The following is a 25,196-nucleotide window of genomic DNA, read 5'->3' on the forward strand; positions in this document are numbered from 1 at the left end:
AGCGTGGCGGACCTTGCTCCGGATGTCGAGACGAGGCCGTTCTGGGACGGCATAGCCGCGGGAGAGCTGCGCCTGCAGCGTTGCGGCGACTGCGGCCGTGCGGTGTTCTATCCGAGGGCGCTCTGCCCGCACTGCTTCGGTGACCGCTTGGAGTGGTTCACTTCGCCGGGAACCGGCACCGTCTACTCGTACACCGTCGCGCACCGCGCCTTCAGCCCGTCCGCCGGGGAGCCTCCTTACACGGTTGCGCTGATCGACCTCGACGAGGGCGTGCGGATGATGTCCAGGATCGTCGGCGGGGACCGGGTACGCATCGGCGACCGCGTCGAGCTGGAGATCACCCGCCTGGGTGGCGACGATTCTCCGGAGCTGCCGTGCTTCCGGGTGGTGGAGGCGATATGAGCGCGCCCACCACGCAAGCGGGTGCCGAGGCCATGCGCGCGCTGTTCGCCCCGAAGTCCATCGCCCTGGTCGGCGCCACCGACAAGTCGGGATGGTCGCTGGCCACGTTCGACAACCTGCGCAACCACGGCTTCTCAGGACGTGTCCATCTGGTCAATCCACGCACCGAGGTGGTGCACGGACAGCACGCCCATCGCAGCCTCTCGGACATCGGCGAGCCGGTCGACATGGCCTACGTCATGGTGCCGACAGCCGCTGTGCTCCCGGTACTTCGGGAAGGTGCCGGTCTGGGCATCCGGAGTTATGTGGTGCTCACCGCGGGCTTCGGCGAGACGGGCCCGGAGGGCAGGCGCAGGGAGGAGGAGATCCTCGACTTCGCACGCGAGAACCGGCTGACCGTACTGGGCCCCAATGGCAACGGCTACATCAACGCCACGGCGGGGACGACCCCCTACGGGCTCCCGATCCCGGCGCCGCTGCTCGGCGGCCCGGTGGGGGTGGTGCTGCAGAGCGGTGCCCTGGCCAGCTCCATACTCTCCTTCGCGCAGGCACGGAACGTGGGGCTGAGCCTGCTCACTTCCATGGGCAACGAGACGATGGTGTCGGTCACCGACGTCATCGACTACCTGGTGGACGACCCGGCGACCAAGGTGATCGCACTGTTCCTGGAGTCCGTGCGTCACCCGGAACGGTTCGCCCGCGCCGCCCGCCGCGCCGCTCGGGCCGGCAAACCGATCGTGGCGCTCAAGATCGGGTCGAGCAAGATCGCCTCGCACACCGCGCAGGCCCACACCGGGGCACTGGTGGGGGACGATCGCGTGATCGACGCCGCGTTCGGGCAGCTGGGTGTGGTCCGGGTCAGTTCGCTCGAGGACCTGATCATCACGTCCGGGCTGCTGGCCCAGGTCGGCCGGATCGACGGTCCGCGGATCGGCGTGGTGACACCCTCGGGCGGGGCCTGCGAGGTCATCGCCGACCGGGCCGAGCAGGAGGGGCTCGAGCTGCCCCCCTTCGCACCGGAGACGGTGGCGCGACTGAAGGAGATCCTGCCCGGCTTCGCGACCGTGCAGAACCCCCTGGACGTCACCGGGTACGTGGTGGTGGACCGGACCCTGCTCGGCCGCGCGCTGGAGGTCGTCGCCGACGACCCGGGCATCGACGCGGTCATGCTGCTGTCCGACCTTCCCCGGGTGGTGCCGGCCGATCCGGCTCTGACACTCCTGCACTTCGGAGCCACCGCGCAGCGCATCCGCGACGCGAGCCGCCCGGTGATGGTGGCCAGCAACATCCTCACCGACATCACCGAATTCGGCCGACATGTACAGGAGGAGACCGGCTTTCCGTATGTGGCCGGCGGGATCGAGCATGCGGTGACGGCGATCGGCGCGGCCGTGCGCTGGTCCCGGGACCTGCCCCGGGCCGCCGCCGGCCCGGTGGGGCCTGCGGCGGGCCCCCGGCCGGTGGTGCACGGCCCGACCTCCGGGGTGTGGACGGAGTACCGGGCTTCGCAGCTGCTCGGCGACAACGGCATCCCGGTCGTGCCTTCCGCCCCGGCCGCAACGGAGGACGAGGCGGTGGTGGCGGCGGAACAATTCGGATACCCCGTGGTGCTCAAGGCAGTTGCCGACGGCCTCGGTCACAAGAGCGACATCGGCGGGGTCCGGCTGGGACTGGGAGGAGCCGACGAAGTGCGCCGGGCCCACCGCGAGGTATGTGCCGTCCTGCGGGAGCGCGGACTCGCGGGCATCGGGACCCTGGTGCAGCCGCAGCGCAGCGGCGGAGTGGAACTGCTCGTCGGCGTGGTCCGTGACCCCGCGTGGGGGCTGACCATGGCGGTCGGCCTCGGCGGCGTGTGGGTCGAGGTACTGCGCGACTCGGTGCTGCGCCTGTTGCCGGTCGGCGCCGACGACATACGCCGGGCCCTCGGCGAACTGCGTGGCGCCCGGCTGCTGGACGGCGCACGCGGCACCGAACCCGCGGACCTCGACAGGGTCGCCGAGGTCATTGCCCGTATCGCCGGACTCGCGGCCGGCCTGGGACCCGGTCTCGAGTCACTGGAGGTCAACCCCCTTCTCGTTCAAGGGAGTCGGGTCGAGGCGCTGGACGCGCTGATCACCTGGAGCTGAGCCGCACACCTGCGGCACCTGTCCGAAGGCCGCCGCGGTCGCCTGCTGCGACCGTGGCGGCCTTCGCCTTACCGGGGTCCGGCAGGTAGCCGCCTGCCCTGTTCTCCGGACCGTCGATACGGGCCGGGGCGCGAGCGGTGCCGTCCGGTTCCGACGGAGCGCGGCCTGCGCCCTCCGCCTACAGGCAGGACCACGGCCCCGGGATGCAGCCGGGAGACGTGCACCTCCCTGGCCCCGGCACGGCAGTCCGATATCGATGGAAATCGCATCACAGAGGGAAATTCTGTTCCGCGGCTCCGCCTGCGACCACGGGGCGGCGCCGGTGGAACCAGCCGGAAATCCACTCGCAGAAAGGTCAGAGCGATGAAGCTCTCCTACGTACGCGAACTCGACGAATACCCGACCGGCGGGCGCCGGATGCGGATCCTCACCATGGCCGTCCTTGCCGTCCTGATCGGGTCCTACGAGGGGCAGATCGCTCCCGTGGTTCCGCTGCTCCTCAAGGACCTGCACATGTCCCTGGCCACCTACGGCACCGTGTCCGCGCTGGCAACCGTCGCCGGTGCGCTCGCCTCGGTCCTCGGCGGGCGGCTCACCGACAACCTGGGCCGGGTGCGCCTGCTCATCCCGCTCATGCTGCTGACGACCGTCTGTTGCCTGGTCATGACCGCGGTCCACTCACCGACGCAACTGATGCTGGCCCGCATCGCACTGTCCGTCATCGACGGAATGGCCATGGCCGGCACCGCCCCGCTGGTTCGTGACTTCTCACCGCGGATGGGCCGCGCGCAGGCGTTCGGATTCTGGACCTGGGGGCCTGTGGGGGCCAACTTCCTTGCTGCCGCTGTCGCGAGCGCCACTCTGCCGCTCTTCCACGACTCCTGGCGGTCCCAGTTCGTCATCATGGCCGCGATATCACTCGTGGTATCCCTCATGATCGCGTTCAACATCGCCGACCTGTCGCCGCAGTTGCGCGCGCGTATCCAGCAGACCGAACGGCAGGCGTTCACACCGGACGGCCGTGGCACGGCGCCCCGGGCCCGTGACCTGCTCACACACCGCACCATCTGGGCGCATGTCGTCGGCATCGGACTGTGGCTGATCCTTTACCTGACGCTCTCCCTGTACGGTCCGACCATGCTCGCGCACTCCTTCGGCCTCGGAGCGGCCAAGGCGTCGGGGATCATGTCGGTCTTCTGGGTGCTCAATCTGCTCACCGTCGTGGTGAGCGGCCGGATCTCGGACCGGTTGCAGCTGCGCAAGCCGATCTGTGTGGCCGGGACTGCCGCGGCAGTCGCGATCACGGGATATCTGGTGATGTTGATGGGCCGTCAGGACGTTTCCCAAATCCATCTGATGCTCACCGGCGCGCTGCTGGGCGGCGCACTGGGCGTCGCGTACGGGCCGTGGATGGCGAACTTCTCCGAGGACGCCGAAGACATCGATCCGCGGCTGCAGGGCAGTGCCTGGGGCCTGTTCGGATTCGTCTCCAAGGGTGCGGCGGTCCTGGCCCTGTTCGCCGTGCCGCGGGTGGTGGAGAGCAGCAGCTGGCACACCTGGATGATCATCGCAATGTGCTGCACGGTGCTGTTCATCCCGGCGGTGCTGCTGTTCCACGGGCCGTGGCGGCGTACGGGCACCGAGGTGATGCCCGTGCTGGCGCCGACCGCGAGCACGGGCACGGGCGCGGCGGACTGAGATCACGGCGCCTTGCCGACCGGTTCCTCGCTCGGCCGGATGCCTCCGGTGGTGACGCCCGTCGCCCGGTGCCGGCCGAGTGAGGCGATCACCGACAGCGCGGAGATCCCCGTCATGACCAGCAGGGCCAGCCGATATCCGGTGACCAGTTGCATGACCCCGTGCGAGGAGACATCGGCGATCGTGCCGGCGAAGACGTACTGCCGAAGGCCGGCCGGCAGTGGACTGGTCACGAGCGACATGGCCAGAGCCGTGCTCACCACGACACCGGTGTTCTGCACCATCAGGCGCATCGCGTTGACGATGCCGATGCGCCGGGACGAAACCCCGTCCAGCAGGGCCGTGGTGTTGGCCGGCATGAACATTCCCGATCCGGCGCCGATGAGGACCAGCGCGCAGGCGATCGGTGGGTAGCCGGTGTCCGCCGACATGTTCAGCAGCAGGAGGAGCAGGCCCGCGGTGCCGGTGGAGGTGCCCAGCAGCGCGATCGTGCGCGGCGCCAGTCTTGCGTGCAGCATCCCCGAACACGCCGAGGCGATCATTGCGGCCACCGACAGTGGCAGCACCTTCAATCCGGCCGACACCGGGGACTCGCCGTGCACTGCCTGATAGAACAAGGCGATCAACAGCACCACCGCCATCCGCGCCACCGAGTTGAGGAACGAGGTGAGCAGGCCGAGGGCGAAAGGCGGGTCCCGGAACAGCGTCACGTCCATGACCGGGTGCGGGCTGCGTCGCTCGACCATCACGAACAGCGGTACCAGCAGGGCGCACAGGGTCAGGCAGGCGACGACCGCGGGATCGGTCCAACCGCTCTCACCGACCTGCGACAATCCGAACAGCAGGCTTCCGAGGCTGATCAGCACGAGCAGATTGCCCGTCGCGTCGATGCCGCTCTCGCGCGCACGGCCGCCCACCTTGCGCAGCGCGACCGCACCCCAGGTCAGACACCCCAGCCCGATCGGCACGTTGTACCAGAACACCCACTGCCAGCCGAAACGGTCCGTCAGAAAGCCGCCCAGGGTCGGTCCCACCAGCTGGGCGACGGAGAACGAAGCGATGTAGACACCCATGCCGCGCCCCAGATGACGCTGCGGGAACGCGTCGGCGAGCAGGGCCGCACTGTTGGTCAGCAACATCGCACCGCCGGCGGCCTGCACCGCACGCAGGCCGATCAGGTACCACACGCCGGGCGCGAAGCCCAGCAGCAGACTGGCTCCGGTGTAGGTGGCCAGGCCGAGCAGATACATGGTGCGCCGCCCGAACATGTCCGCCAACCGGCCGAACGCCACCATCAGTCCGGTATTGGTCAGCATGAACGACAGCAGGATCCAGTTCGCAGCGGTGGCGCTCGCATCGAAATGTCGCACCACCTGCGGTAATGCGACATTCAATGAGCTACTGCCCAGCGCCGTCAGGATGCTCGCCAGACTGACGACCGACAACGCGCGCCAGGCGTAACGGAGTTGGGCCTCCTCGTCGGATCCGGACATGGGCGCTCCTCCCAGGATGCGAATTGTAAATCAGAATACTAGAACTCCATTCGGTTCTGGGTGTCATGAAGGAACCCGGCAAGGACCGGGGCCGGGTCCTTGCGGCTCGAGCGCACCGTGACGCCCGCCGACCGGGGCGGTGGGCGGGGCGGCGGCAGGGTGGGACCTTTCGTGGCCCACGTCGAGCCGCAGGATGCGGGGTTACCGAGGCTGCGGCGAAGAGCTTCGGAAACCCTGAGCCGTGTCGGACAGATCCCGTCGGGCGCCGGGCGCGATCTGTGGGACGCGACCCAGGGCGAAGTTCAGCGCATCTGACGCCGGACCAGCTCGTGGAGCCGGCCGTTGGTGTCCGCGAGAAGTTCGGCGGGCGGTCCCTGCTGGACGACACGGCCGTCCGACATGACGATCACCCGGTCGGCGTCCAGGACCGTGGAGAGCCGATGGGCGATCACCACGCGTGTGGCGTTCAGCGAGCGGGTGCTTTCGATCACGATGCGCTGTGTCTCGTTGTCGAGCGCACTGGTGGCCTCGTCGAAGAACAGGATGCGCGGACGCCGCACCAGGGCCTGGGCGATCATCAGGCGCTGGCGCTGGCCGCCGGAGATGGAGCCGCCACCGGCGATCATGGTGTGCAGACCCATCGGCATGCGCTTGATGTCCTCGGCCAGGCCCGCCATCGCGGCGGCTTCCCAGGCCTCTTCCTGGGTGAAGACCTCGGCGCCGCAGATGCAGTCCAGGATCGATCCGGTGAAGGGCTGGGCGTTCTGCAGGACGACCCCGCAGCTGCGGCGCACGGCCGCCTGGTCGAGGGAGGCCAGGTCCTGGCCGTCGTAGAGCACACTGCCCGACACCGGTTTGTCGAAGCCGATGAGCAGCCTCAGCAGCGTCGACTTGCCGCAGCCGCTGGGGCCGACGATCGCCACGAACTCGCCGGGGCGCACCTGCAGGGACACATCGTCCAGGACGAGCGGACCGTCATCGGTGTACCGGAAGGAGAGATTGCGTGCCTCGATCTCCCCGGACAGGACGCCCGGCTGGGTGCTGGCTCCGCGTACCTCGGGGGCTTCGTCGAGCACCGGCTTGATCTGCTCGAACATGGGCAGGACCGCGGCAGCGGAGACGAAGGCACCCGTGAGCTGGGTGATGGACGTCAGCAGCATGGTCACGGACGTGTTGAAGGTCAGGAACGCCCCGGCCGACATCGACCCGCGGGCCGGGCCCGCCAGCAGAACGAACATGGCCAACGAACACAGCGGCAGATACACCGCGTTGAGGACGGTCGTCAGATTCTTGATCCGGCCCGCGCGCTGCTGCAGTTCGCGGCTCCGCGCGAACTCTCCCGCCCACGCCGCGTAAGCGAAGCTCTCCGCCGCGGCGACCCGCAGTTTGGGCAGTCCCCGCAGTGTCTGGAACGCCTGGTTGTTGAGCTTGTTGCCGAGCTCGACCAGCCGGCGCTGCCACCGCAGCTCCCACAGCCCCATGGTGAGGAACACCACGGCTATGACGATCAGCATCGCGATCGCCGTGAACGCCAGCGGGATGCTGAAACAGAACAGGAGGACAAGGTTCATCGCCCCGACGGTGCCCGCCTGCACGGCGATCGGACCGATGCCGGACAACACCCTGCGGATGGCGCTGATGCCCATCGCAGCGCTCGCCAGCTCACCCGTGGAACGCTCGGTGAAGAATTTTGTCGGCAGTCGCAACAACCGGTCCCACACGGCAGGTTGGAGCGTGCTCTCGATGCGTCCTTCCATGCGCAGGATGGTGAGGTTCTGCATCAGCATGAAGACGGCCGAGACGATGCTCGTGACGATGACGGCCAGCGAGACCTGCACGATGAGGCTGTTCTCGGCGTTGGGTACGTAGACGCCGAGCACCTGTCCCGTCGCGATCGGCACCAGCGCGCCGAGGGCGACCGTCACCACTCCCGCCAGCGCCAGGTTGCGCATGTCGGGCCGGGTTCCGCGCAGACTGAACCGCAGCAGCTGCCACTTGCCCATGGGCCGCTCCGGCAGCGGACGGTAGAACATGACCGCACGCTGTTCGAACTCTTCCGCATTGGCCGCGTCGACGCGGGTGCGGCGGCCGGTCACCGGGTTCACCGCGTCGTACCCGCCGCGGCGCCACAGCAGGGCGACCGGCGCTCCGCTCGCGGCCCGGTGTCCCACCAGGGGCCCGGTGTTCTCGCGCCACCAGCGGCGGTCGAGCCGGACCGGGCGCGTACGGATCCGCGAGCCGACGGCCACACGCTCGACCGGATCGATCCGGTCGCTCACCACACCGCTCTTCGACGGCTCCGCGAGCGTGATCCCGGCCGCCTCGGCCACGAGCCGGCACGCGGCGTACGTCGCGTCGTCGCTCGCGCCCGCCGCACGCGAAGAAGCCCTCCGGGACCGGCCGATGGAGGAGACCAGCGTCCGGTCGGCCTCGTCGCGGACGGCTTCGCCGGCCTTGATGCCGGCCGCCGTGCGGTCCTCGTGTGCGAGCTCCATCCTTTCGATCCAGCGGTCCAGCGCTGACAGCAGGCGGTACTGCTGGTTCACCATGGCCTGCCACAGCGTGCCGTCGACGAGCAGATCGCCTGCCGCCTCCGCGCTGTACGCGGCGCCGTACTGCACGCTTCCGGGAGATACCGGCAGCCACAGGATGTCGTCGTCCGCCACCGTTTCGTCGACGGTCGTCCGGCCGTCCAGCGGGGCCTCGAACAGGACCTGCCTGCTGCGCCCGACGCCCAGCGCCACGGCGTGCTCCAGCAGGCTCAGAGCCGTGTCCCCGGTGTCGTACCAGCTGGGGTACTGGCCGCCGTAGGCCGCCGTGTCCACGTACTCCGGCCGGTACAGCTCGCGCAGCGGGATGCGGCGCAGCACGCACTCCTGCAGAGGCCTGCCGATCAGTGTGTGCCGCGGTCCCTCGACGGGGCCCAGCAGCAGCGTCCCGGGTTCCAGCCGGCCGAGGAAGTGCCAGTGGCCCTGTTCCGCCGCGTCGACCGCGAACAGGTCCAGGGCGCCGCCCACGACGAGCCACAGCACCTGCGGCCCCTCCAGCGACAGCCTGCGCAGACCGTGGCAGTCGACCTGTTCGCCGAGCCCTCCCAGGGCGCCGATGACCGCGTCGTGCTCTGCGGGGGACGGGTGCGAGCCCGCGCCCTCGAGATGGTGAACGGATGTCACCTCAGTGCTCCTTGACCAGCTCGGCGTACGGGCCTCCGGCAGCGACCAGGTCCTCGTGCCGGCCCCGTTCCACGACGGAGCCGTGGTCGAGGACCACGATCTCGTCGCTGTCGCGCACCGTGCTCAGCCGGTGCGCGATCACGACACAGGCGCAGCCGCGCCGCCGCAGGTTGTCGATGATGATCTGCTCGGTCTCCGCGTCCAGGGCGCTGGTCACCTCGTCGAGAACGAGGATGCTCGGCCGGCGGACAAGCGCCCGGGCGATCTCCAGACGCTGCCGCTGCCCGCCGGAGAAGTTCCGGCCGTCCTGCTCCACCCGGCTGTGAATCCCGCCGGGGCGGCGGGCGACGACCTCGTACAGGGCGGCGTCCTCCAGGGCGGCGACGACGGCGTCGTCCGGGACCGAAGGGTCCCACAGCGCCACGTTGTCCCGCACGGTGCCCTCGAAGAGGAAGATGTCCTGGTCGACGAAGGAGACCGAGGCGGCCAGGGCACTGCGGGAAATGTCCTCCAGACGTTGCCCGTCCACCCGGATCGTGCCCTCCCACGGGCTGTAGAGCCCCGAGATCAGCCGGGAGACCGTCGACTTGCCGCTGCCGGATCCACCGACCAGCGCCACCTGCTGTCCCGGGCCGACGGACAGGGAGAAGCCGGTGAGCAGCGGTTTGTCGAGCGGGCTGTAGCCGAAGGTGATCTCCTCCAACGTCACATGCCCCTTGAGCCTGCGCGTGCTCGCAGCCGGTTCGGGGCGCGAGTACAGCGAGTCCACCGGGAAGTTCTCGACGTCCTTGAGACGGGCCACGTCGGCGGCGAAGTCCTGCACTCGGCCCGCCACCGAGTTGAGCCGTGCGACCGGAGCCGTGAAGCGGGTCACCAGCGCCTGGAACGCGACGAGCAGACCGATCGAAATGTGGCCGTCGACGGCCCGCAGCCCGCCGATCCACAGAATCAGGGCGCTGTTGAGGGTCGCGAGCGCGGGGGCGACAACACCCAGCCAGGCGCTCGGCACACCGAGGCGCTGCTGCTCCTCCAGTGTGGTCGCGTGCTGTCCCGCCCAGCGGCGGAAGTATCCGTTCTCGCCGCCGGTGGCCTTCATCGTCTCGATCAGCTGCAACCCGGTGTACGAGGTGTTGGTCAGCCTGGCGCTGTCGGCCCGCAGCTTCTGGGCACGGGTGGCCCGCAGGCGCACGACGATGCGCATCGCCACCACGTTGAGCAGCGCCAGCCCCACGCCGATGACCGTCAACTGCGGGTCGTAGATCCACAGCAGGGCGGCATAGAGCAGGACGACGACTCCGTCCACGCCGACCGCTGTGAGGTCGCGGGCCAGGGTCTCGGCCACGACATCGTTGGACTGCAGTCGCTGGACGAGATCCGCAGGGCTGCGCTGGGAGAAGAAGGTGACCGGCAGCCTGAGCAGATGCCGGAAGAAACGGGCACTGCTGAGCGTGGACGAGATGATGCGACCGCGCAGCAGGTTCGCCTGCTGCAGCCAGGTCAGCACGACGGTGAGCGCCACCATGGTGCCCATGGCCGCGAACAGGACGCTCAGCAACGAGGTCTGATCACCGATCAGGAACATGTCGATGTACGCACGGCTCAGTGCGGGCAGCGTCGCGCCGACGGCCACGAGCAGCAGGCTCGCGAGCAGCGCGGCCAGCATCGTGCCCGAGGTGCCGCGCAGCCGCGCCGGCAGGGCGCGCATGATCCCGGGCTTCCTGCCTCCGCGGCGGAACCCGTCGCCGGGCTCGAGCACCAGTACGACGCCGGTGAAGCTGGTGTCGAAATCCTCGGCCGACACGAAACGGCGACCCTTGTCCGGGTCGTTGATGTGCACGCCGCGCCGTCCGAAGCGGCGGCCCATGCCGTCGTACACGACGTAGTGGTTGAACTCCCAGAAGAGGATGGCCGGTGCCTGCACCTCGGCGAGGGCCGCGGGTTCCATCTGCATGCCCTTGGCCTGCAGCCCGTAACTACGCGCCGCCTTGAGAACATTGCTGGCCCGCGATCCGTCGCGCGAGACGCCGCAGGCGATGCGCAGCTCCTCCAGCGGTACATGACGGCCGTGGTGACCGAGCACCATGGCCAGCGAGGCAGCACCGCACTCCAGTGCCTCCATCTGGAGCACGGTGGGGCTGCGTACGGTCCTGGCCTTCTTGCCCTTCGGTGCCGAGGGCCGCGGCCCCGAACGCCGCCTGCTGCCGGGTGCGTCCGGCCGGTGCCGGCCGCGGCCGGAAGGCGGGAGTTGCGGTGCGGCGGGAGAGGTGCGCGGTGCGGTCACGGGAGCAGCCAATCGATCGGACGCTGGTCGGCCAGGTGGACGGCGCCGGTGGCCAGGGTCATGGAGTCGATCGCGTACGGAGGGCCCTGGGCCGACGACCACCGGTAGCCGGACTCCGTGGCGGACGACCGGTCGAGTCGCACCAGAACCGCGACCGGCCGGCCGTGCTGCGAGAACTGCTCGCCCAGTTGCCCGTCGCCGAGAAAGGCACTGATCTGCCGGGGTGTCTGTGAGTTCCTGCCGACCGCGGCCACCCGGCCGCGCAGCACTCCGTACTTCTGGGCCGGCACCGACTGGGCGGTGAGATCCACGGAGGCACCCACGGTGATGCCAGGGCCGCTGTCGCCCGGCACGTAGAGCATCACCATCAGGGGGTCGTCGGCGCCACGGGTCCGCTCCACGCTCGCCACGTCCGCCCCGGTGGTGACCACCGCTCCGATCGAGGCCGTCAGAGCGGTCACCCGTCCTGCGGCGATCGTGCGAACGACCCGGTCTCCCTGTTCGGTACGGACCTTGAGTAGCGGTGCGTCGGCGGGCAGGGTCTCGCCTTCCTTGGCGAGTACGGCGGTGACCTGTCCCGCGACGGGGCTCTGCAGGATGTAACTGCCCTGCGCGTGAGTGAAGATGCCGGGCGCCCGGAGTGTGGACGAGACGGTGCCGGTCACCGCCCAGAAGCCGGCGGCGGCCATGACGAGCACGGTGACGCCGAGGGCGAGCCGGCCCTGCGGGCGTGCGAAGCGCACCGGCAGGTCGAGTTCCTCCGGCGACTGCAGCTTGGAAAGGGCCTGTTGGCGGAACTGCACGGAACTCTTCCCTCGCTGTCAGATGTGAGCAGTGAGCCCCGGAACCATGAGGTTCCGGGGCTCACGGGCCGTCTCAGAGACCGGCGATGAGACCGGTGGCCAGGCCGCTGACGGCACCGGTGTTCACACCGGTGGTCGAGGTGACGATGCCGGTGACCGAGCCCACGACGCCGGAGACCGGGGCCACGGAGTCGACGGTGCCCGTGACGTTGCCGAGCAGGCCGCCGACGAGACCGCCGGACACGTTGTCGAGGTCGTTGTCGGAAATCTCGAGGGTCTCGACCTGGGGGGTGTGGTTCATGATGAAGGCTGCCTTTCAGCTTGGTAATTCATAGCGGTAACCCCTTGGTGTGGCCGCCGCATTGGCCAGGATCAAAGCACGTTGACGCCGTGCGCAGCTAATCGGACCGGCACTGATCAGGGGTTCTTCATGCAATGAATTAGCGCTGCGTGCAGATGTGTTCATGAATCGACGGCGGCTTCTTCACAAGCTTCACCGTCTGAATTCTCTTTGCCTGGAAGTCCATTTACTTCAACTGGGACACTCCTGTTCAAACCCCCCTGCGGCTGTTCCGGGCCAGGGCGTCCAGGTGGGCCGGGGTGACCGGTCTGGGCATGAGGTGTGCAGGTTTACCGAAGGTGAGCTGAGAGGCGAAAACAGCAGGTAGGAGCGCTGCTTCGGATACGTCCCGATCGATGCGGGATGGTGCGAACCCGTACGGAGGGCCTTCGGTGGACTGGGGAGCCGGGCCTGCCCTCGACGCTCGGGACAGGTGACAGCCTCCTGAGCCGGCGGCGCGACCGTCGTCCTCGTGACGGTGGTGGCCCGGACCCACCCCCGGCTCCATCGGTGGTTCACCAGGTGTCGATGAACGGGCGGCGCTCGCCTGCGTCGGCGACTGGGAGCGGCTGCTCGAACACGCCCCGCTCGACCGGATCGGCGACGGCCTCGATGCGCTCGCCGCCCGTGAATACAGGGGCGGCACCACCGGTATGCCCGAGGGCTGCGAACACACCCAGCGCCGCATGGTCTGCACGGACAACGCCATCCGCGACGCGGTCCCCGGCGGCAGCGGCGGCATAGTCTCGCTCTGCTTCCTGCCCGTCTTCACGGTTCCAGGACGGCGTCCACGATCTGCTGACCGACCCGGTCTTCTGCGGACTGCCCTTGCCCGGCGCCGACTTCATGGTCGTCGACTTCACCACCGGAGAGCCGCTGCCGCTCGGCGAAGCCGGCGAGATCGTCGTCCGCGGCCCGTCCCTCCTCACCCGCTACTGGAAATCCACCGCGGCCACCGCGGCCGTGCTGCGTGACGGCCGGCTGCACACCGGCGACATCGGGAGCCTCGACGAGAAGGTCCCCGGGATCGAACTCCTCGACAGTTCCTGATGGCCGCCACCGGAAAGATCAAGATGGCCGAGCTTCGACCGGCGGTGGTACGCGCGGCGCAGTGAACTCGGTCTACCCATCCCGGAGAACTCGCTCTGCCCTCACGGGGAAGCAGCTGCCGAGCCGGTGATCAGCCGGTCGGGCCGGCCGCGGCCCGGCCCACCGATTCGACCAGTGGCAGCAGCCGGTGCGGCACTCGCTCGCGCAGCGCCACCTCCGTACGGGTCCTGACCACACCGGGCAGCTGGATCAGCTGCTGGATCACATCCTCCAAGTGCCCGTTGTCACGGGCCACGACCCGGGTCAGCAGGTCCCCGCCGCCGGTGGTCGAGAAGGCCTCGACGATCTCCGGGACGGCGGCGAGGGACTCGCCCACTTCGTCCAGATGCCCCTGGGTGACCTCCAGATGGACGAAGGCGAGCACCGGGTGGCCGAGCGCGGCGGGGGAGACGACCGGACCCGTACCGGTGATCACGCCGTTGCGCTCCAGCCGGTCGATCCGGGCCTGGAGGGTGCCCCGGGCGATGGAGAGGATCCGCGCGTACTCGCGCACGCTGGTCCGCGGCTGCTCGATGAGCAGCCGCAGGATGCGGGTGTCCAGTGCGTCCACCGCCATGGTCCGATGGCCCCTTCCCGGTCGGTCGGTACGGGCTCCGACTGTACCCATGGCCCACCGTCGCACCGTCCGGTCGTGCCACTCGTCTCAGAGGTGGGCGTTCTCGGGGAGTGCGTCCTCGGGGAGGGTGACCAGCCAGCGGGTGTCCTTGCGGGGGCGGAGGTAGAACGCCCAGTAGAGGGTGGCCGCCGCCATGATGCCGCCGGTCCACAGCAGGTACTGGGCCTCCTGCTGGCTGAGGATGTAGACGAGTACGGCGATCAGCGCCACCGGCATCGCCGGCCAGAGGGGCATCCGCCAGGCGGGCAGGTCCTTGTGGGAGGAGCGGCGGGCTGCCAGCGCGGCGACCGCGACCAGCAGGTACATGCCCGTCACGGAGACACCGGTCACGCCGTACAGGGTGTCGAGGTTGACGAAACACAGCGCCGCGCCGGGGACCCCCACCACCAGCGTGGCGACCCACGGCGAACCGAAGCGGCCGAGGCGGGCGAGGGCGTTGTTGACCGGCTCGGGCCACGCCTTGTCACGGGCCGAGGCGAACAGCACCCGGGAGTTCTGGATGACCATGACGATGCCCGCGTTGATGATCGCGAGTGCGACGCACAGGCTGACGAAGGTACCGACCGCCGAGTTGCTCCACGTGGTGACCATCCGGCCGATGTCGCCCGAGGTGAGGGCCGCGAGGTCGGGAGCACCCATGGTGATCGCGACCACCGGGACGAGGATGACGGCGGTCGAGATGGCGAGGGTGGCGAGGACTGTACGGGAGACGTTGCGCCGCGGGTCCTCCAGCTCCTCGGAGAGGTAGACGGCGGTGGAGAAACCCTGGGTGATGAAGAGCGCGATGGCCAGACCCGAGACCACCAGCATCGCGGTGACCGGGCGGGACACCCCGTCGTCGCTCGCGACCACACCGTGCACCAGGCTGCCGGCGCCGCGCTCGGTGTGGGCGAAGCCGAGCACCGCCACCACGCCCGCCGCGATCACTTCGAGCACCAGGAAGACGCCGGTGATCCAGGCGTTGGCACGTAGGTCCAGCAGTCCGGCCAGGGTGGCGAGCACCATCACCCCGGCACCGGCGGCCTCCGCCGGCACATGGACCAGCGGAGCGAGGTAGTCCGCCGTGCCCATGGCGATCACCGGCGGCACGATCATCACGACCAGCAGCGACAGCACGAACACCAGCCAGCCGGCGAGCCGGCCGGTCAGGGTGGTGACCATGGCGTACTCGCCGCCCGCGCTGGGGATCAGCGTGCCCAGCTCCGAGTAGCAGAACGCCACGGCGATACAGAGCAGCGAGCCGATCGCGATGGTGAGCGCGGTGGCGGTCCCGAGGTCGCCGAACAGGTCGGGCACGACGACGAAGAGCGTGGAGGCGGGAGTCACGCAGGACAGGGTGAGCAGCGTGCCGCCGACGACGCCGATGGAACGCTTGAGGGCGCGCGGGCCGTCCTGGCCGCCGGGATCGGCTGCCGCCGGTGCGGCGCCGGAGGTGACGGGCTGGCTGAGCATGTCGGTCATGGGGCGGTTCCGATCGACTGGGTGTGACGGGTGACGCGGGAGCGGTATCGCCTCCGTGGCTTGCTGCGATGTTGGTTTCGTCTGCTCCCGGCGCGTTATCGAAACCTGTGGGATCCGTCACGTCAACCGTCAATTACCTTCGGAATTCGTCGCCTTCCGGCGATCTGCTAGCGATATTCGTAGATGAAGGCCTTGTTGACGCCGTATTAACGACTGGCGAGATTGACGCCAGATTCGCCCTCATATCCTTCGAATGCGAGGTTCACATGCACATATACCTGTGATACGAAGGAGGTGGGGGCGGGGATGATCAGTGGATCGGTCGCGACGGGAATCGCAGAGTGTTACCGGTCACGTTGCGTGGTTTTTGCTCTTGGGGAGCCGGGCGGGGTGTGGGCCCGCTCGACGGCATCGGCCCGGACCGGGGGCGGCAGGCGTGGTGCCGTGTTCGGTGCGGCTGCCTTCGCGGTTCGCTCGCCGCATCGGTCGTGGCGGAGGACCGGCCCCCCGGCGCCGCCCGGAAGTATCGGGGACCACCCCCGGGGGAGCTGCGTGAGGCGGTCCGGCCCGTCGTCGTCCATTGGTGTCCCCGTGGCACACCGAATGGGCGGTCGGCTGTGCCAATGGCACAGCTGGATCTGGGTGACTTGAGCCGGATGGTGTTCGGATGCTGTCATGAACCCAGTCGATGGCGCTGCGGACTCCCGCGGCGCCTTTTTCATGCCGGGACACAGTCATGTCAGGACACAGTGGGGAGAGCCAAGCGGTGCTGAAGCGGATGTTGGTGGCTCCGGACCCAGGGCGGCTGCGGCTTCGCAACGCGACCCGGGCCGTCCTCGGGATCGGCCTCGCCGTGACCTTCTCGGGCCTCGCCTCGCACTCCCTCCCCGCGGCCGTCGCCGGCGGCCTGGCCGCACTGCTCGCACTCTTCACGGTCACCGACGCCAGGGTCAGGGACCAGGCGCTCACCACCTCGCTGCTGCCCCTCGTCGGCTTTCCGGTGCTGGCGCTGGCGACGGTGTTGCACGACCATCCGCCGGCGCGCGATCTGGCGTTCCTCGCCGTCGTGTGCGCCGGGGTGTACGCGCGCCGCTGGGGGCCGCGCGGCCATGCCCTCGGGATCTTCGCGTTCATGGCGTTCTTCATGGCGCAGTTCCTGCACGCCGTACCGGGTCAGCTGCCAGAGCTGTACGCCGCCGTGGCGCTCTCCCTCGCCACTTCGTCGACCGTCCGTTTCGGTCTCTGGTGCTACGAACGGCGACTGCCGGTGCCCGTCGTACCCGCGCTTCACGGCGGCAGCGGTCTGGCCCGCACGACGACGCGTCAGGCGCTCCAGGCGACCGCTGCCACCGCCTTCGCGCTGGGTGCCGGACAGCTTCTCTCCGTGGACCGCTGGTACTGGGCCGTCGGCACCGTCTGGTGGATCTTCGTGAACACCGCCTCGCGGGGCGAGACGCTGGTCCGCGGCTTCCGCCGGGTCCTCGGCACGGTGGTCGGCATCGCCGTCGGGCTGCTGGTCGCCGTCCCGCTGCACGGGGACACGGCTCTCACCGCCGTCCTCGTCGCCGTCTGCGTCTTCGGGATCTTCTACACCGCCGCTGTCTCCTACAGCTGGATGGTCTTCTTCGTGACCGTGATGGCCGGACTGCTCTACGGGCTGCTCGGTGTACTGAACCCGGGACTCCTCGTCCTGCGGCTGACGGAGACCGGGGTGGGGGCTCTCGGGGCGGCGCTCGCCGTCGTCCTCGTGCTGCCTGTCACCCTCCATGCGACCACCGATGCCTGGATCCGGCGGGCGTTGCACTGCGTGCACGCGTGCACCGCCGAGGCCGCCGCGCGCCTCGCCGGATCCCCCACCGCCGACCCCGCCCCGCGCGTGACCGAACTGGAGGCGCTGCTCGGCCGGGTCCGTCTCTCGCTCGCCCCGCTCGTGCACCCCCTCAACCCGCTGCGGGCCCGCAGGGCGCGCGCCCGGCAGGTCCTCGTACTGCTCGACCTCTGCGCACGTGAGGTGCGCGGCCTCGCCGCGGTGGCCGCCGACCCGGACGCCTCGCACGACGTCCGGCTCGACGCGGCCTGCCGCAGGGTCGAGTCCGCGGTGCTGGCTCTGGCGCAGCCCCGCCCGGTCCGTCGGGAGCCGCATGCCGCTCCCGCGTCCGCGCCGCACCACCACCCCGGCGCGGAGGCCGCCCTCACGCATCTGCACGCCTTGGAGGGAGCCCTCGCGGAGCTGGCCGCACCCCTGCACACCTCGCCGCGGTCCCCGCTCGTCCCCGCCTGACCTGCGGCTCCACGGAGGCGGTCGGCGACGTCACGGCCCTGGTCTAGACCGCAAGGGGTGCACTGCTACCGTCGCCCCGGAAGATCGCGACGGGCCGGACCGTCGCGATCAGTCGGCGAAGAGGGGCAGCAGCGGTGAACAGCAACGGTGCCGGGCGGGCATTCATCGGGTCGTTCACGTCGGCGGGCGGGCGGGGAGTCACCGTCGCCGCCGTCGACCGGGAGACCGGGGAGCTGACCGTCCTCGGTGCGACGGACGCCGTCCCCGATCCCTCGTATCTCGTCCTGGGTCCCGGGTCCGGCTCCACCGCCCTCTACGCGGTCAGTGAGACCGAGACCGGCGCGGCCGCCGCGCTCGACATCACCGGCGCCGTGCCACAGCCTCTGGGTGAGATGCGGCCCGTGGAGGGCGACGGCCCCACCCATCTGGCGATCGCCGGCGGCCATCTGATCACCGCCAACTACGGCTCCGGCAGCGTCACCGCCCTCCCGGTGCGCGCGGACGGATCGCTGGGCGCCGCCGCTTCCGTGCTCCAGCACGAGGGCAGCGGTCCGCGCACCGACCGCCAGCACGCCCCGCACGCCCACCAGGTGCAGCCCGACCCGTCGGGGAACTGGGTGCTGAGTGTGGATCTCGGGACCGACTCCATACGGATCTGCGCGCTCGACCCGAGCAGCGGGACGCTGCGGCTGCACGGCGAGACCGCGCTGCGGCCGGGCACCGGGCCGCGGCATCTGGCCTTCCACCCGGCGGGCGCGCACGCCTACGTCCTGAACGAGCTCGAACCGACCGTCACCGTCTGCCGGTGGGACCCGGCCACCGGTGTCCTCGAACCGCTCGCCGAGACGGCCGTCGTGCCCGAGGACGTGGTCGCCGACCCCGAGGCCGTCGTCTATCCGTCCGGGGTGGTCGTCTCGCGCGACGGACGGTTCCTCTGGGCCGCCAACCGGGGGCACGACAGCATCGCCGTCCTCGCTCTCGACGAATCGGGCGAGAAGGCGTCCCTGGTCACGAACGTGGACTGCGGTGGCCACTGGCCGCGCGACCTGGCCCTCGACCCCACCGGCCAGTGGCTCTACGCGGCCAATGAGCGGGCCGGGAACGTCAGCTGGTTCGCCGTGGACGCGACGACCGGCATCCCGCGCCACAGGGGCTCCCTGAGGGCTCCAGCCGCCTCCTGCGTCGTCTTCGGCTGACGCGGACTGACCGCCCCGGACGGGTAGCGCGCAGTACACGCGTCCACGCAGCGGACAGCGGGGCCCGTACCGGTGGTTCCACCGGTACGGGCCCCGCTGCTCCGGACCGGCCAGGTCAGAGGGCCTGGGCTCCCTGCGGCGTTCCCGGGGTGATGCCCAGCGTCGTCATGTACATCGACAGCACGAGCTTGCCGATCGCCGGGTACGCACCGAGCGGCTCGGCCGTCGCACAGCCCGCCTCCTTCGCGGCGGCGTCCACCAGACCCTCCGCGATCTCGGGACCCACCAGGTACGGCGCCAGCGCCAGCTGTACCGAACCGGAGCCCGTCAGCTGCTCGGCGATCGACGCGACCGAACCCTCGACATCGAGGGCCGCGGCCATCACCGGCACCGCGAGCCGGGCCGCCAGCAGCATGCCGGTGATCCCGGCGGCCTGCACGCCCTCCTCGCCACCCACGGTGGCCAGCACGATGCCGTCGGCGGCCGTGGCCACGGTGAACAGCCTGGCGCGGTCGGCGCGGGCCAGACCGGCCTCGGAGAGGCGTACGTGCAGCGCCTCGGCGAGGAGCGGGTGCGGACCGAGCACATCGGTCAGCTCGACCTGCGCGCGGCTGTCCATGACGGCTTGGCGTATCCGCCGGATCAGGGCGCTGTCCGGACCCGCGAGCAGCGGCACCACGACGGCGGCCGGACCCTCGGGCTCGGCGACCTCACGGCCCGCGGCCTGCGCCTGCTCGAAGCGCGCGATGCGCTCGGCGGCCGCGTTCGCGAGCACGGAGGTGAGCGTGGGGTATTCGGCGTCGTCGCCGTCGAGATAGCCGATCCGTGCATTGAGACCGGGCAGCTCGGACCGGGCGATGCTGATGACCTCTTCGGCCAGGCTTCGGGTGGCCGAGGAGGGGGTACCGGGAACGGCGAGAACGAGCGCGGCAGCGCCCTCAGGTGCGACCACGGGCTCCGGGCGGCGGTGCCGTCCGGACTGGCGAGGTCGCGGCATTCGTACAGGCAGGCCGGAAGCGGGCCCAGTGGGGGTGCTCATGGCGCCGCATGCTACTGGTTTTGGGTGCCCCACTGTTCGGGGAGGGCCCAGTCGGGCGTTATCTGTCCGCTTTTATCCGATGAATGGCTTACCGGCCAACTGCCCTGCTCTGTCGGTCCTTACAGCCCTTCCTGTCCAGGCCCGTAGGCGGGTACGCACAGCATCGTCGGGTGCAGCGGCAGCCGCAGATCACCGGTGGCCAGCGCCTCGGCGATGTGTAGCGAACCGGTCAGCGGATCACCCGAACCGGGGACCGTCCGCGCCTGCGGCAGTTGCCGGGCGAGCTCTTCGCGCAGCGGTACGAGGAGCGGGGCACCCATCCGGAACAAGCCACCCGTCAGGGCGACTTCGCACGGCTCGTCGTCCGACCCGCGCTGCGGGCACACCGCCGCGGCCGCCTCCGCGATGTGTCCGGCGGCGTCGCGCAGGATGCCGGCGGCGACGGGATCGTCCCCGGCGCACGCGGCGACCTCGGGTGCGAACGAAGCCAGCAGAGCGGGCCGGTCGGTACGCGGATAGAGCACGCCGGGCAGGTCCGCCGCCGGACCGAAGACCGCTTCGAGCCGGGCCAGCAGCGCAGCCGATCCGCCGCGCCGCCCGTCATGTGCGCGCATGGCGGCATCGAGTCCGGCCCGGCCGATCCAGGCGCCGCCACCGCTGTCGCCCAGCAGGTGACCCCAGCCGTCGGCCCGGCGCCAGCTCGTCAGATCCGTGCCCAGCGCGATCATGCCCGTGCCGCCGGCGACGACCGCCCCCGGCCGCTGCCCGACCGCTCCGGCGTAGGCGGTCACCGCATCGGCGGCCAGCGCCAGCAGTCGTACCCCGAGCGCGCTCTCCAGGGCCGCCGGAAGCTCGGCGCGAAGCTGACCCCCAAGCGTCGCCATGCCGGCGGCGCCGATCGCCACGGCGCCGATGGCGGCACCCTCGGCGGCCCGCTCCTGCTCACCGGCCTGGGCGAGCAGCTCCCGGGTGGCGGGAAGCAGTTGTTCCAGCAGGTGTCCGGCATCGATCCCGGCCGGTCCGGTACGCACCGGTGCGGCGCAGACCGCGGTGGCCACCGGCTTCTCGGCCCCGACCACGCCGAGCGCCACCCGCATCCCCGAACCGCCCGAGTCCACCCCGAGGACGTACGGCCCCACGGCGGCGGTCATGACTGCCGCCGGTCGACCGGTTGCGCTCCCTGGCGTCCCAGCAGTTCATCGGCCCGGCCGGACGGCCGCGAACCGAAGAACCCGCGGTCTGCGGACATGGGGGAGGAGTGCGAGGGCTCTGGACGCACATCGGGTGCCACCGCAGAGCTCAGCCCCACCGCATGGTCGGTGGGGTGGGAATGTGTCTTCTCGGCAGAGGGGGCGGACCGGTGTCGATCGCTGAAGCCGAACGGCTTGATCACTGGGCGCAACGAGCACCGCTACTTTCCGGCGAGTGCCTACGCGACCTCATGGACCGTCTCCAGGAAGAAGATGAGTGACGGCGGGAGCCTATCCTGACCGCTGCGGACGTGGGCCGGTGGGCCCGATGGCATCGCGTGCGTCTCCTCGTGAACGGTGAGCGGGGACAACACCGCATGGGCGGGCGGCGGATGACGCTCGCCGGTGAGCCGAAGTGCACCGGTCGGGTGTGGGCGTACGCCGTGTACGACGGTAGGGTGATCTTTCGTGGCAGCACGACCGTTGAACGAACTTGTTGAGCCCGGGTGGGCGGATGCGCTGAGCCCTGTGGCCGGTCGTGTCGCCGCCATGGGCGACTTCCTCCGTGCGGAGATCGCGGCAGGCCGCACCTATCTGCCTGCCGGAGCCAACGTCCTGCGCGCCTTCCAGCAACCCTTCGACGATGTGCGGGTTCTGATCGTGGGTCAGGACCCTTACCCGACCCCAGGCATGGCCATCGGGCTCAGCTTTGCGGTCGCGCCCGAAGTGCGTCAGTTGCCGGGCAGCCTCGAGAACATCTTCCGGGAGCTGCACACGGATCTGGGACTGCCCCGGCCGTCCAACGGCGACCTGACCCCCTGGACCCGGCAGGGGGTGCTGCTGCTCAACAGGGCACTGACCACGGCCCCGCGGCGGCCCGCGGCGCATCGCGGCAAGGGCTGGGAGGAAGTGACCGAGCAGGCGATCCGCGCGTTGGCCGCGCGGGGCAAGCCTCTGGTGTCGATCCTGTGGGGGCGTGACGCCCGGAATCTGCGGCCCTTCCTTGAGGACTACCCGGCGATCGAGTCCTCGCACCCTTCCCCCATGTCCGCGGACCGCGGGTTCTTCGGTTCGCGGCCGTTCAGCCGGGCCAACGACCTTCTGGTCCGGCAGGGGGCCCAGCCGGTGGACTGGCGATTGCCGTAGGCAGCCGGCGGGCGTGAGCGACGCACGGTCCGTCGATCCGGTCGTCGCACGGCGCGGTACCAGGCCCGGCTCGGAGCTGCGCGCGCGGCGGGCGAGCGAACTGGCCGCGTGGTGGCTGATCGACTCACGCCACCACTTCGGGCGGTCCGGAGCCGGTGCCGAATTCGCCGCCGAACTCCTGGGGCAAGTCGGGAAAGAGCTGTTCCGGAGTGCCGTCGCCCCTTCACCCGGGCGCGGGGCCCGGAAGCTCCGCGATCCCGGTCCGGAACGTCCGGCGGACACCCGCGGATCGTCGTAGCGGCTTCCGTACCCTTCAGGCCAAGGTCGGTTGGCCGGTGAAAGGGATAGTTGGCCGAACCGACCCGGGAGCTGCAGTTCCTGATCATGCGGTGTCGAGCTACTGCGGCAGTGTCGCGATCTGGATCAGGTTGCCGCAGGTGTCGTCGAAGACGGCGGTGGTGACGGGGCCCATCTCCAGGGGCTCCTGGGTGAAACGGACGCCGAGGGCGCGCAGGCGCTCGTACTCCGCCTTCACGTCGTCCACGGCGAACTGGGCGAGCGGGATGCCGTCCTTGACGAGCGAGTCGCGGTAGGGCTGGACGGCCGGGTGGCCGGCGGGCTCGAGGAGGAGTTCGGTGCCACCGGGCTCGTCGGGCGAGACGACGGTGAGCCACCGGTCCTTCTCGCCCACCGGGACGTCGTGCTTCTTCACGAAGCCGAGGATCTCGGTGTAGAAGCGCAGGGCCTCGGCCTGGTCGTCGACGAAGACGCTGGTCAGATGGATCTTCATGGAGTGCTCTCCTTCGGTCCGGATGTGTCGGGCACGAGCCATCGCTCGGCGATCTGCCGCAAAGGGGCCGTGTTCAGGTCGTGGAACTTGTATCGGCCCTCCCGCCTGGTCTCGACGAGCCCGGCGGCCTCCAGTACGGCGAGGTGCTGGGAGACCGCCTGACGCGAGATGCCGAGCTGATGCTTCATGCTCAGTCGCGAGCAGATCTCGAACAGTGTTTGTCCGGACTTCTCCGTGAGCTCGTCGAGGATGGTGCGGCGGGTGCGGTCGGCCAAGGCTTTGAAGAGGTCGTCGGCCACGACCACAGAATAGGCAATCGCTCACTTGCCTATCAAGTCGAGGTGCGCCGCGAGCCGAGTCGGCCTGCCGTCGGGGCGCAGGCTCGCAGGCGGCGAGGGCGCGGTGGGACGCGCGCGGCAACGTTGAACGCGGCCACGAACAACTCGTCAAAGACACCGGGAAGACCAGAAGCGAGCCGGTGAGCCTGTCCACACTGCGCCGGCCCATCAGGCGGGACCTGACAACCGGCGACCTGGCCGGGCTACGGGCCGGCCTCCCGCTGCGGGAAGCGGCGGACGGACGTGCGTCGTGGCGGGCCGTCGGCCAGGCGTCCGTACCTCGACCGTTGCCGTCCTTCGCCCGGTCACCGCCGTCCTCACCGAGCAGACCGACGCATGGACCGAACCTTCGCCGTCACTGAAGGAACCCGACCCGGGGGCGGCTCGTCACAGGGGCAATACGGCCTCCACCTCTCACCGCACAGCCTTCGTCACCGTCACCGACCAGGGGGACCCCATGCGCACGCGCGCCGCACGAACAGCCGATCTGCTCGTCGTATTCGCCCTGTTCACCGTCGGAACCGGTGCCGTCACCGGCTGCGGCAGCGAGAGGGCCGGCAGCGGCACACGGGTCCGCGGCGCCGATCAGGCGCCCGAGTCGCAGGACCGAGCCCGCCAGGTCGCCGATGCCTGGGACGGCTCCAAGGCCGCCGAGGCGTGGGCCAAGGGCTACTACCCGATGGGCGAGGTGGTCCAGTTGCCCGAGAACGCCTTCCGTAGCGGAGACGACAAGCTCGCCTACGGGGCCCGGAACCTCGTCCTGCGCGGCGAGCTCCCCGCCACCGCGCAGAAGGACGGACAGGTGAAGTGGGAGAGCGGAGACTCGCTCACATTGCCCCTGATGGGGGCACGGGAGGCGTTCGCAACTGTGGCCGGCGGCAGCAGCGACGGACCACACCTCACCGTGACCGTGGTCAAGCTGGGCGAGATGTCCCTGGCCACCAGCCGTGGCCCGGCCACGGTCCCGGCCTGGTTGTTCGCCCTGGAGGGCTACGACACCCCGCTCAAGCGGGTTGCCCTCAGCCCGTCGAAGCTCCCCGAGGCGCCCATCAAGCCGGCCGGAGAGGTGCCCGCCGACGAACTGGCGCCGCTCGGCCGGATGGTCGGGGTGGCTGGGGACGGCCGGTCCGTCACTGTGGTGGCCAACCACGGAGCCTGCGACGACGGCCCCGCCGTGGACGTGCTGGAGACCGGCGGCACCGTGGTGCTGTCCGCATCCGTCGTCGGGACCAAGGACGGTCCCTGCACCAGTCAGCTGCTTGCGAAAGAGGTGACGGTGAAGCTGGACCGGCCGGTCGGCGACCGTGTCCTCCTGGACGCCTTCACGGGGCGGCCGGTGCCGCATGAGGAGAATGGGCCCTCGGCCGAACGGAGTTGAGTGCACAGTGGGTCGACATGGAGCTGAGCGGACACCGCACACGCACCCGGCAGGCACGATGCCGATCCGTTGGAGCGGCAGATTCAAGAACGCTCTGCGTACAGGGTGACCTGGGCAAACACGCGGAGCGCGTAGGCCCGGCCCACGGCTGCCCCAACGTCCAGGTCACCGACGAAAGTCGCGGAACATGTGACCGGTACCGGCCCCTTGGGCCCGGCCCGCGCTTGCGCGGGCTCTTGATGAATGTAGAGAAAGTTCCACCGCGTACGCAATGACGGTTCTCAAGACCGGTCTGCATATCGCCGCCACGTGCCTTCGACCTGGGAATGCAGGCC

At 70.0% G+C, this 25,196-nt stretch carries 21 protein-coding genes and 1 pseudogene; 9 read left to right on the top strand and 13 right to left on the bottom strand.

The window, feature by feature from the left end; translation table 11 throughout:
- Positions 1 to 3 precede the first annotated feature (3 nt).
- The 3 genes from OG963_RS37725 (at position 4) to OG963_RS37735 (ending at position 4,226) form a co-directional block, all read left to right on the top strand.
- Positions 4 to 402, top strand: a complete 399-nt coding sequence (locus OG963_RS37725) for a Zn-ribbon domain-containing OB-fold protein (protein ID WP_218133114.1) — start codon at positions 4 to 6, stop codon at positions 400 to 402.
- Complete coding sequence (locus OG963_RS37730) at positions 399 to 2,528, top strand: acetate--CoA ligase family protein (RefSeq protein WP_371799901.1); 2,130 nt, start codon at positions 399 to 401, stop codon at positions 2,526 to 2,528. The genes OG963_RS37725 and OG963_RS37730 overlap by 4 nt, the downstream gene beginning before the upstream one ends.
- Positions 2,529 to 2,891: 363 nt before the next feature.
- Positions 2,892 to 4,226: an MFS transporter gene (locus tag OG963_RS37735; protein ID WP_371799902.1), complete on the top strand. Its 1,335-nt coding sequence runs from the start codon at positions 2,892 to 2,894 to the stop codon at positions 4,224 to 4,226.
- Between the two features lie 2 nt (positions 4,227 to 4,228).
- Here the strand turns inward: OG963_RS37735 and OG963_RS37740 are convergent, their stop codons facing one another.
- The 6 genes from OG963_RS37740 to OG963_RS37765 all read right to left on the bottom strand — a co-directional run bounded on the left by OG963_RS37740 (position 4,229) and on the right by OG963_RS37765 (position 13,164).
- Positions 4,229 to 5,719 (bottom strand): MFS transporter, encoded by a 1,491-nt coding sequence (locus tag OG963_RS37740; protein ID WP_093929748.1) that lies wholly within the window; start codon positions 5,717 to 5,719, stop codon positions 4,229 to 4,231.
- 302 nt (positions 5,720 to 6,021) lie between these two features.
- The gene (locus OG963_RS37745; protein WP_093929749.1) at positions 6,022 to 8,892 is read right to left on the bottom strand and encodes an NHLP bacteriocin export ABC transporter permease/ATPase subunit; all 2,871 of its coding nucleotides are present in this window, start codon (positions 8,890 to 8,892) and stop codon (positions 6,022 to 6,024) included.
- A 1-nt stretch (position 8,893) separates the two neighbouring features.
- The gene (locus tag OG963_RS37750) at positions 8,894 to 11,173 is read right to left on the bottom strand and encodes an NHLP family bacteriocin export ABC transporter peptidase/permease/ATPase subunit (protein ID WP_319740093.1); all 2,280 of its coding nucleotides are present in this window, start codon (positions 11,171 to 11,173) and stop codon (positions 8,894 to 8,896) included.
- Positions 11,170 to 11,976 (bottom strand): HlyD family efflux transporter periplasmic adaptor subunit, encoded by an 807-nt coding sequence (locus tag OG963_RS37755; RefSeq protein ID WP_093929751.1) that lies wholly within the window; start codon positions 11,974 to 11,976, stop codon positions 11,170 to 11,172. Before OG963_RS37755 ends, OG963_RS37750 begins: the two co-directional genes overlap by 4 nt.
- 73 nt (positions 11,977 to 12,049) lie before the next feature.
- Entirely contained in the window at positions 12,050 to 12,277 is a 228-nt protein-coding gene (locus OG963_RS37760; RefSeq protein ID WP_030925584.1) for a hypothetical protein, read from the bottom strand.
- Positions 12,278 to 12,831: 554 nt separating this feature from the next.
- The gene (locus tag OG963_RS37765) at positions 12,832 to 13,164 is read right to left on the bottom strand and encodes a hypothetical protein (RefSeq protein ID WP_218133115.1); all 333 of its coding nucleotides are present in this window, start codon (positions 13,162 to 13,164) and stop codon (positions 12,832 to 12,834) included.
- On the opposite strand from OG963_RS37765, the gene OG963_RS37770 reads away from it, so the two are divergent.
- Positions 13,145 to 13,366 (top strand): AMP-binding protein, encoded by a 222-nt coding sequence (locus OG963_RS37770; protein ID WP_256328253.1) that lies wholly within the window; start codon positions 13,145 to 13,147, stop codon positions 13,364 to 13,366. The genes OG963_RS37765 and OG963_RS37770 overlap by 20 nt on opposite strands.
- A gap of 130 nt (positions 13,367 to 13,496) precedes the next feature.
- On the opposite strand, the gene OG963_RS37775 is transcribed toward OG963_RS37770, so the two are convergent.
- On the bottom strand, positions 13,497 to 13,982 hold the full coding sequence (locus OG963_RS37775) for an Lrp/AsnC family transcriptional regulator (protein WP_093778490.1): 486 nt from the start codon (positions 13,980 to 13,982) through the stop codon (positions 13,497 to 13,499).
- Positions 13,983 to 14,069: 87 nt separating this feature from the next.
- On the bottom strand, positions 14,070 to 15,503 hold the full coding sequence (locus OG963_RS37780) for an APC family permease (protein WP_093778492.1): 1,434 nt from the start codon (positions 15,501 to 15,503) through the stop codon (positions 14,070 to 14,072).
- A 766-nt stretch (positions 15,504 to 16,269) separates the two neighbouring features.
- Here OG963_RS37780 and OG963_RS37785 point away from each other — a divergent pair.
- On the top strand, positions 16,270 to 17,784 hold the full coding sequence (locus OG963_RS37785) for an FUSC family protein (protein ID WP_093929753.1): 1,515 nt from the start codon (positions 16,270 to 16,272) through the stop codon (positions 17,782 to 17,784).
- A gap of 134 nt (positions 17,785 to 17,918) precedes the next feature.
- A complete protein-coding gene (locus OG963_RS37790; RefSeq protein WP_093778496.1) occupies positions 17,919 to 18,980 on the top strand; it encodes a lactonase family protein in 1,062 nt (353 codons plus the stop codon).
- A gap of 115 nt (positions 18,981 to 19,095) precedes the next feature.
- On the opposite strand, the gene OG963_RS37795 is transcribed toward OG963_RS37790, so the two are convergent.
- From OG963_RS37795 to OG963_RS37805, 3 genes and pseudogenes are all read right to left on the bottom strand, one after another.
- Positions 19,096 to 20,019: a hypothetical protein gene (locus tag OG963_RS37795; RefSeq protein WP_362273058.1), complete on the bottom strand. Its 924-nt coding sequence runs from the start codon at positions 20,017 to 20,019 to the stop codon at positions 19,096 to 19,098.
- 119 nt (positions 20,020 to 20,138) lie between these two features.
- On the bottom strand, positions 20,139 to 21,170 hold the full coding sequence (locus OG963_RS37800; protein ID WP_093929754.1) for an N-acetylglucosamine kinase: 1,032 nt from the start codon (positions 21,168 to 21,170) through the stop codon (positions 20,139 to 20,141).
- Positions 21,167 to 21,289 (bottom strand): annotated as a pseudogene (locus OG963_RS37805) (uracil-DNA glycosylase); the annotation flags it as partial. The pseudogene OG963_RS37805 and the gene OG963_RS37800, both read right to left, overlap by 4 nt.
- Before the next feature lie 388 nt (positions 21,290 to 21,677).
- Between OG963_RS37805 and OG963_RS37810 the strand changes: the two are divergent.
- Positions 21,678 to 22,355 (top strand): uracil-DNA glycosylase, encoded by a 678-nt coding sequence (locus OG963_RS37810; RefSeq protein ID WP_078878994.1) that lies wholly within the window; start codon positions 21,678 to 21,680, stop codon positions 22,353 to 22,355.
- Positions 22,356 to 22,368: 13 nt separating this feature from the next.
- A complete protein-coding gene (locus tag OG963_RS37815; RefSeq protein ID WP_371799903.1) occupies positions 22,369 to 22,653 on the top strand; it encodes a hypothetical protein in 285 nt (94 codons plus the stop codon).
- Positions 22,654 to 22,752: 99 nt separating this feature from the next.
- Here OG963_RS37815 and OG963_RS37820 read toward each other — a convergent pair whose 3' ends face one another.
- Both OG963_RS37820 and OG963_RS37825 read right to left on the bottom strand, forming a co-directional pair.
- A complete protein-coding gene (locus OG963_RS37820) occupies positions 22,753 to 23,145 on the bottom strand; it encodes a VOC family protein (RefSeq protein ID WP_093929756.1) in 393 nt (130 codons plus the stop codon).
- Positions 23,142 to 23,444: a helix-turn-helix transcriptional regulator gene (locus OG963_RS37825; RefSeq protein WP_093778538.1), complete on the bottom strand. Its 303-nt coding sequence runs from the start codon at positions 23,442 to 23,444 to the stop codon at positions 23,142 to 23,144. Before OG963_RS37825 ends, OG963_RS37820 begins: the two co-directional genes overlap by 4 nt.
- A 496-nt stretch (positions 23,445 to 23,940) precedes the next feature.
- On the opposite strand from OG963_RS37825, the gene OG963_RS37830 reads away from it, so the two are divergent.
- Positions 23,941 to 24,861 carry a hypothetical protein gene (locus OG963_RS37830; protein ID WP_371799904.1) on the top strand — a complete coding sequence of 307 codons (921 nt, stop codon included), beginning with the start codon at positions 23,941 to 23,943 and terminating at the stop codon, positions 24,859 to 24,861.
- Positions 24,862 to 25,196 lie beyond the last annotated feature (335 nt).

It is taken from the genome of Streptomyces sp. NBC_01707 (assembly GCF_041438805.1).
In the GTDB taxonomy this organism is placed as follows: Bacteria; Actinomycetota; Actinomycetes; order Streptomycetales; family Streptomycetaceae; genus Streptomyces.

Excerpts from the sequence above, each read along its gene's own strand:
- OG963_RS37830 (WP_371799904.1), top strand. The coding sequence starts at position 23,941 with ATGCGCACGCGCGCCGCACGAACAGCCGATCTGCTCGTCGTATTCGCC.
- OG963_RS37795 (WP_362273058.1), bottom strand. The coding sequence starts at position 20,019 with ATGAGCACCCCCACTGGGCCCGCTTCCGGCCTGCCTGTACGAATGCCG.
- OG963_RS37730 (WP_371799901.1), top strand. The coding sequence starts at position 399 with ATGAGCGCGCCCACCACGCAAGCGGGTGCCGAGGCCATGCGCGCGCTG.
- OG963_RS37775 (WP_093778490.1), bottom strand. The coding sequence starts at position 13,982 with ATGGCGGTGGACGCACTGGACACCCGCATCCTGCGGCTGCTCATCGAG.
- OG963_RS37760 (WP_030925584.1), bottom strand. The coding sequence starts at position 12,277 with ATGAACCACACCCCCCAGGTCGAGACCCTCGAGATTTCCGACAACGAC.
- OG963_RS37780 (WP_093778492.1), bottom strand. The coding sequence starts at position 15,503 with ATGACCGACATGCTCAGCCAGCCCGTCACCTCCGGCGCCGCACCGGCG.
- OG963_RS37740 (WP_093929748.1), bottom strand. The coding sequence starts at position 5,719 with ATGTCCGGATCCGACGAGGAGGCCCAACTCCGTTACGCCTGGCGCGCG.
- OG963_RS37735 (WP_371799902.1), top strand. The coding sequence starts at position 2,892 with ATGAAGCTCTCCTACGTACGCGAACTCGACGAATACCCGACCGGCGGG.
- OG963_RS37765 (WP_218133115.1), bottom strand. The coding sequence starts at position 13,164 with ATGAAGTCGGCGCCGGGCAAGGGCAGTCCGCAGAAGACCGGGTCGGTC.
- OG963_RS37800 (WP_093929754.1), bottom strand. The coding sequence starts at position 21,170 with ATGACCGCCGCCGTGGGGCCGTACGTCCTCGGGGTGGACTCGGGCGGT.
- OG963_RS37820 (WP_093929756.1), bottom strand. The coding sequence starts at position 23,145 with ATGAAGATCCATCTGACCAGCGTCTTCGTCGACGACCAGGCCGAGGCC.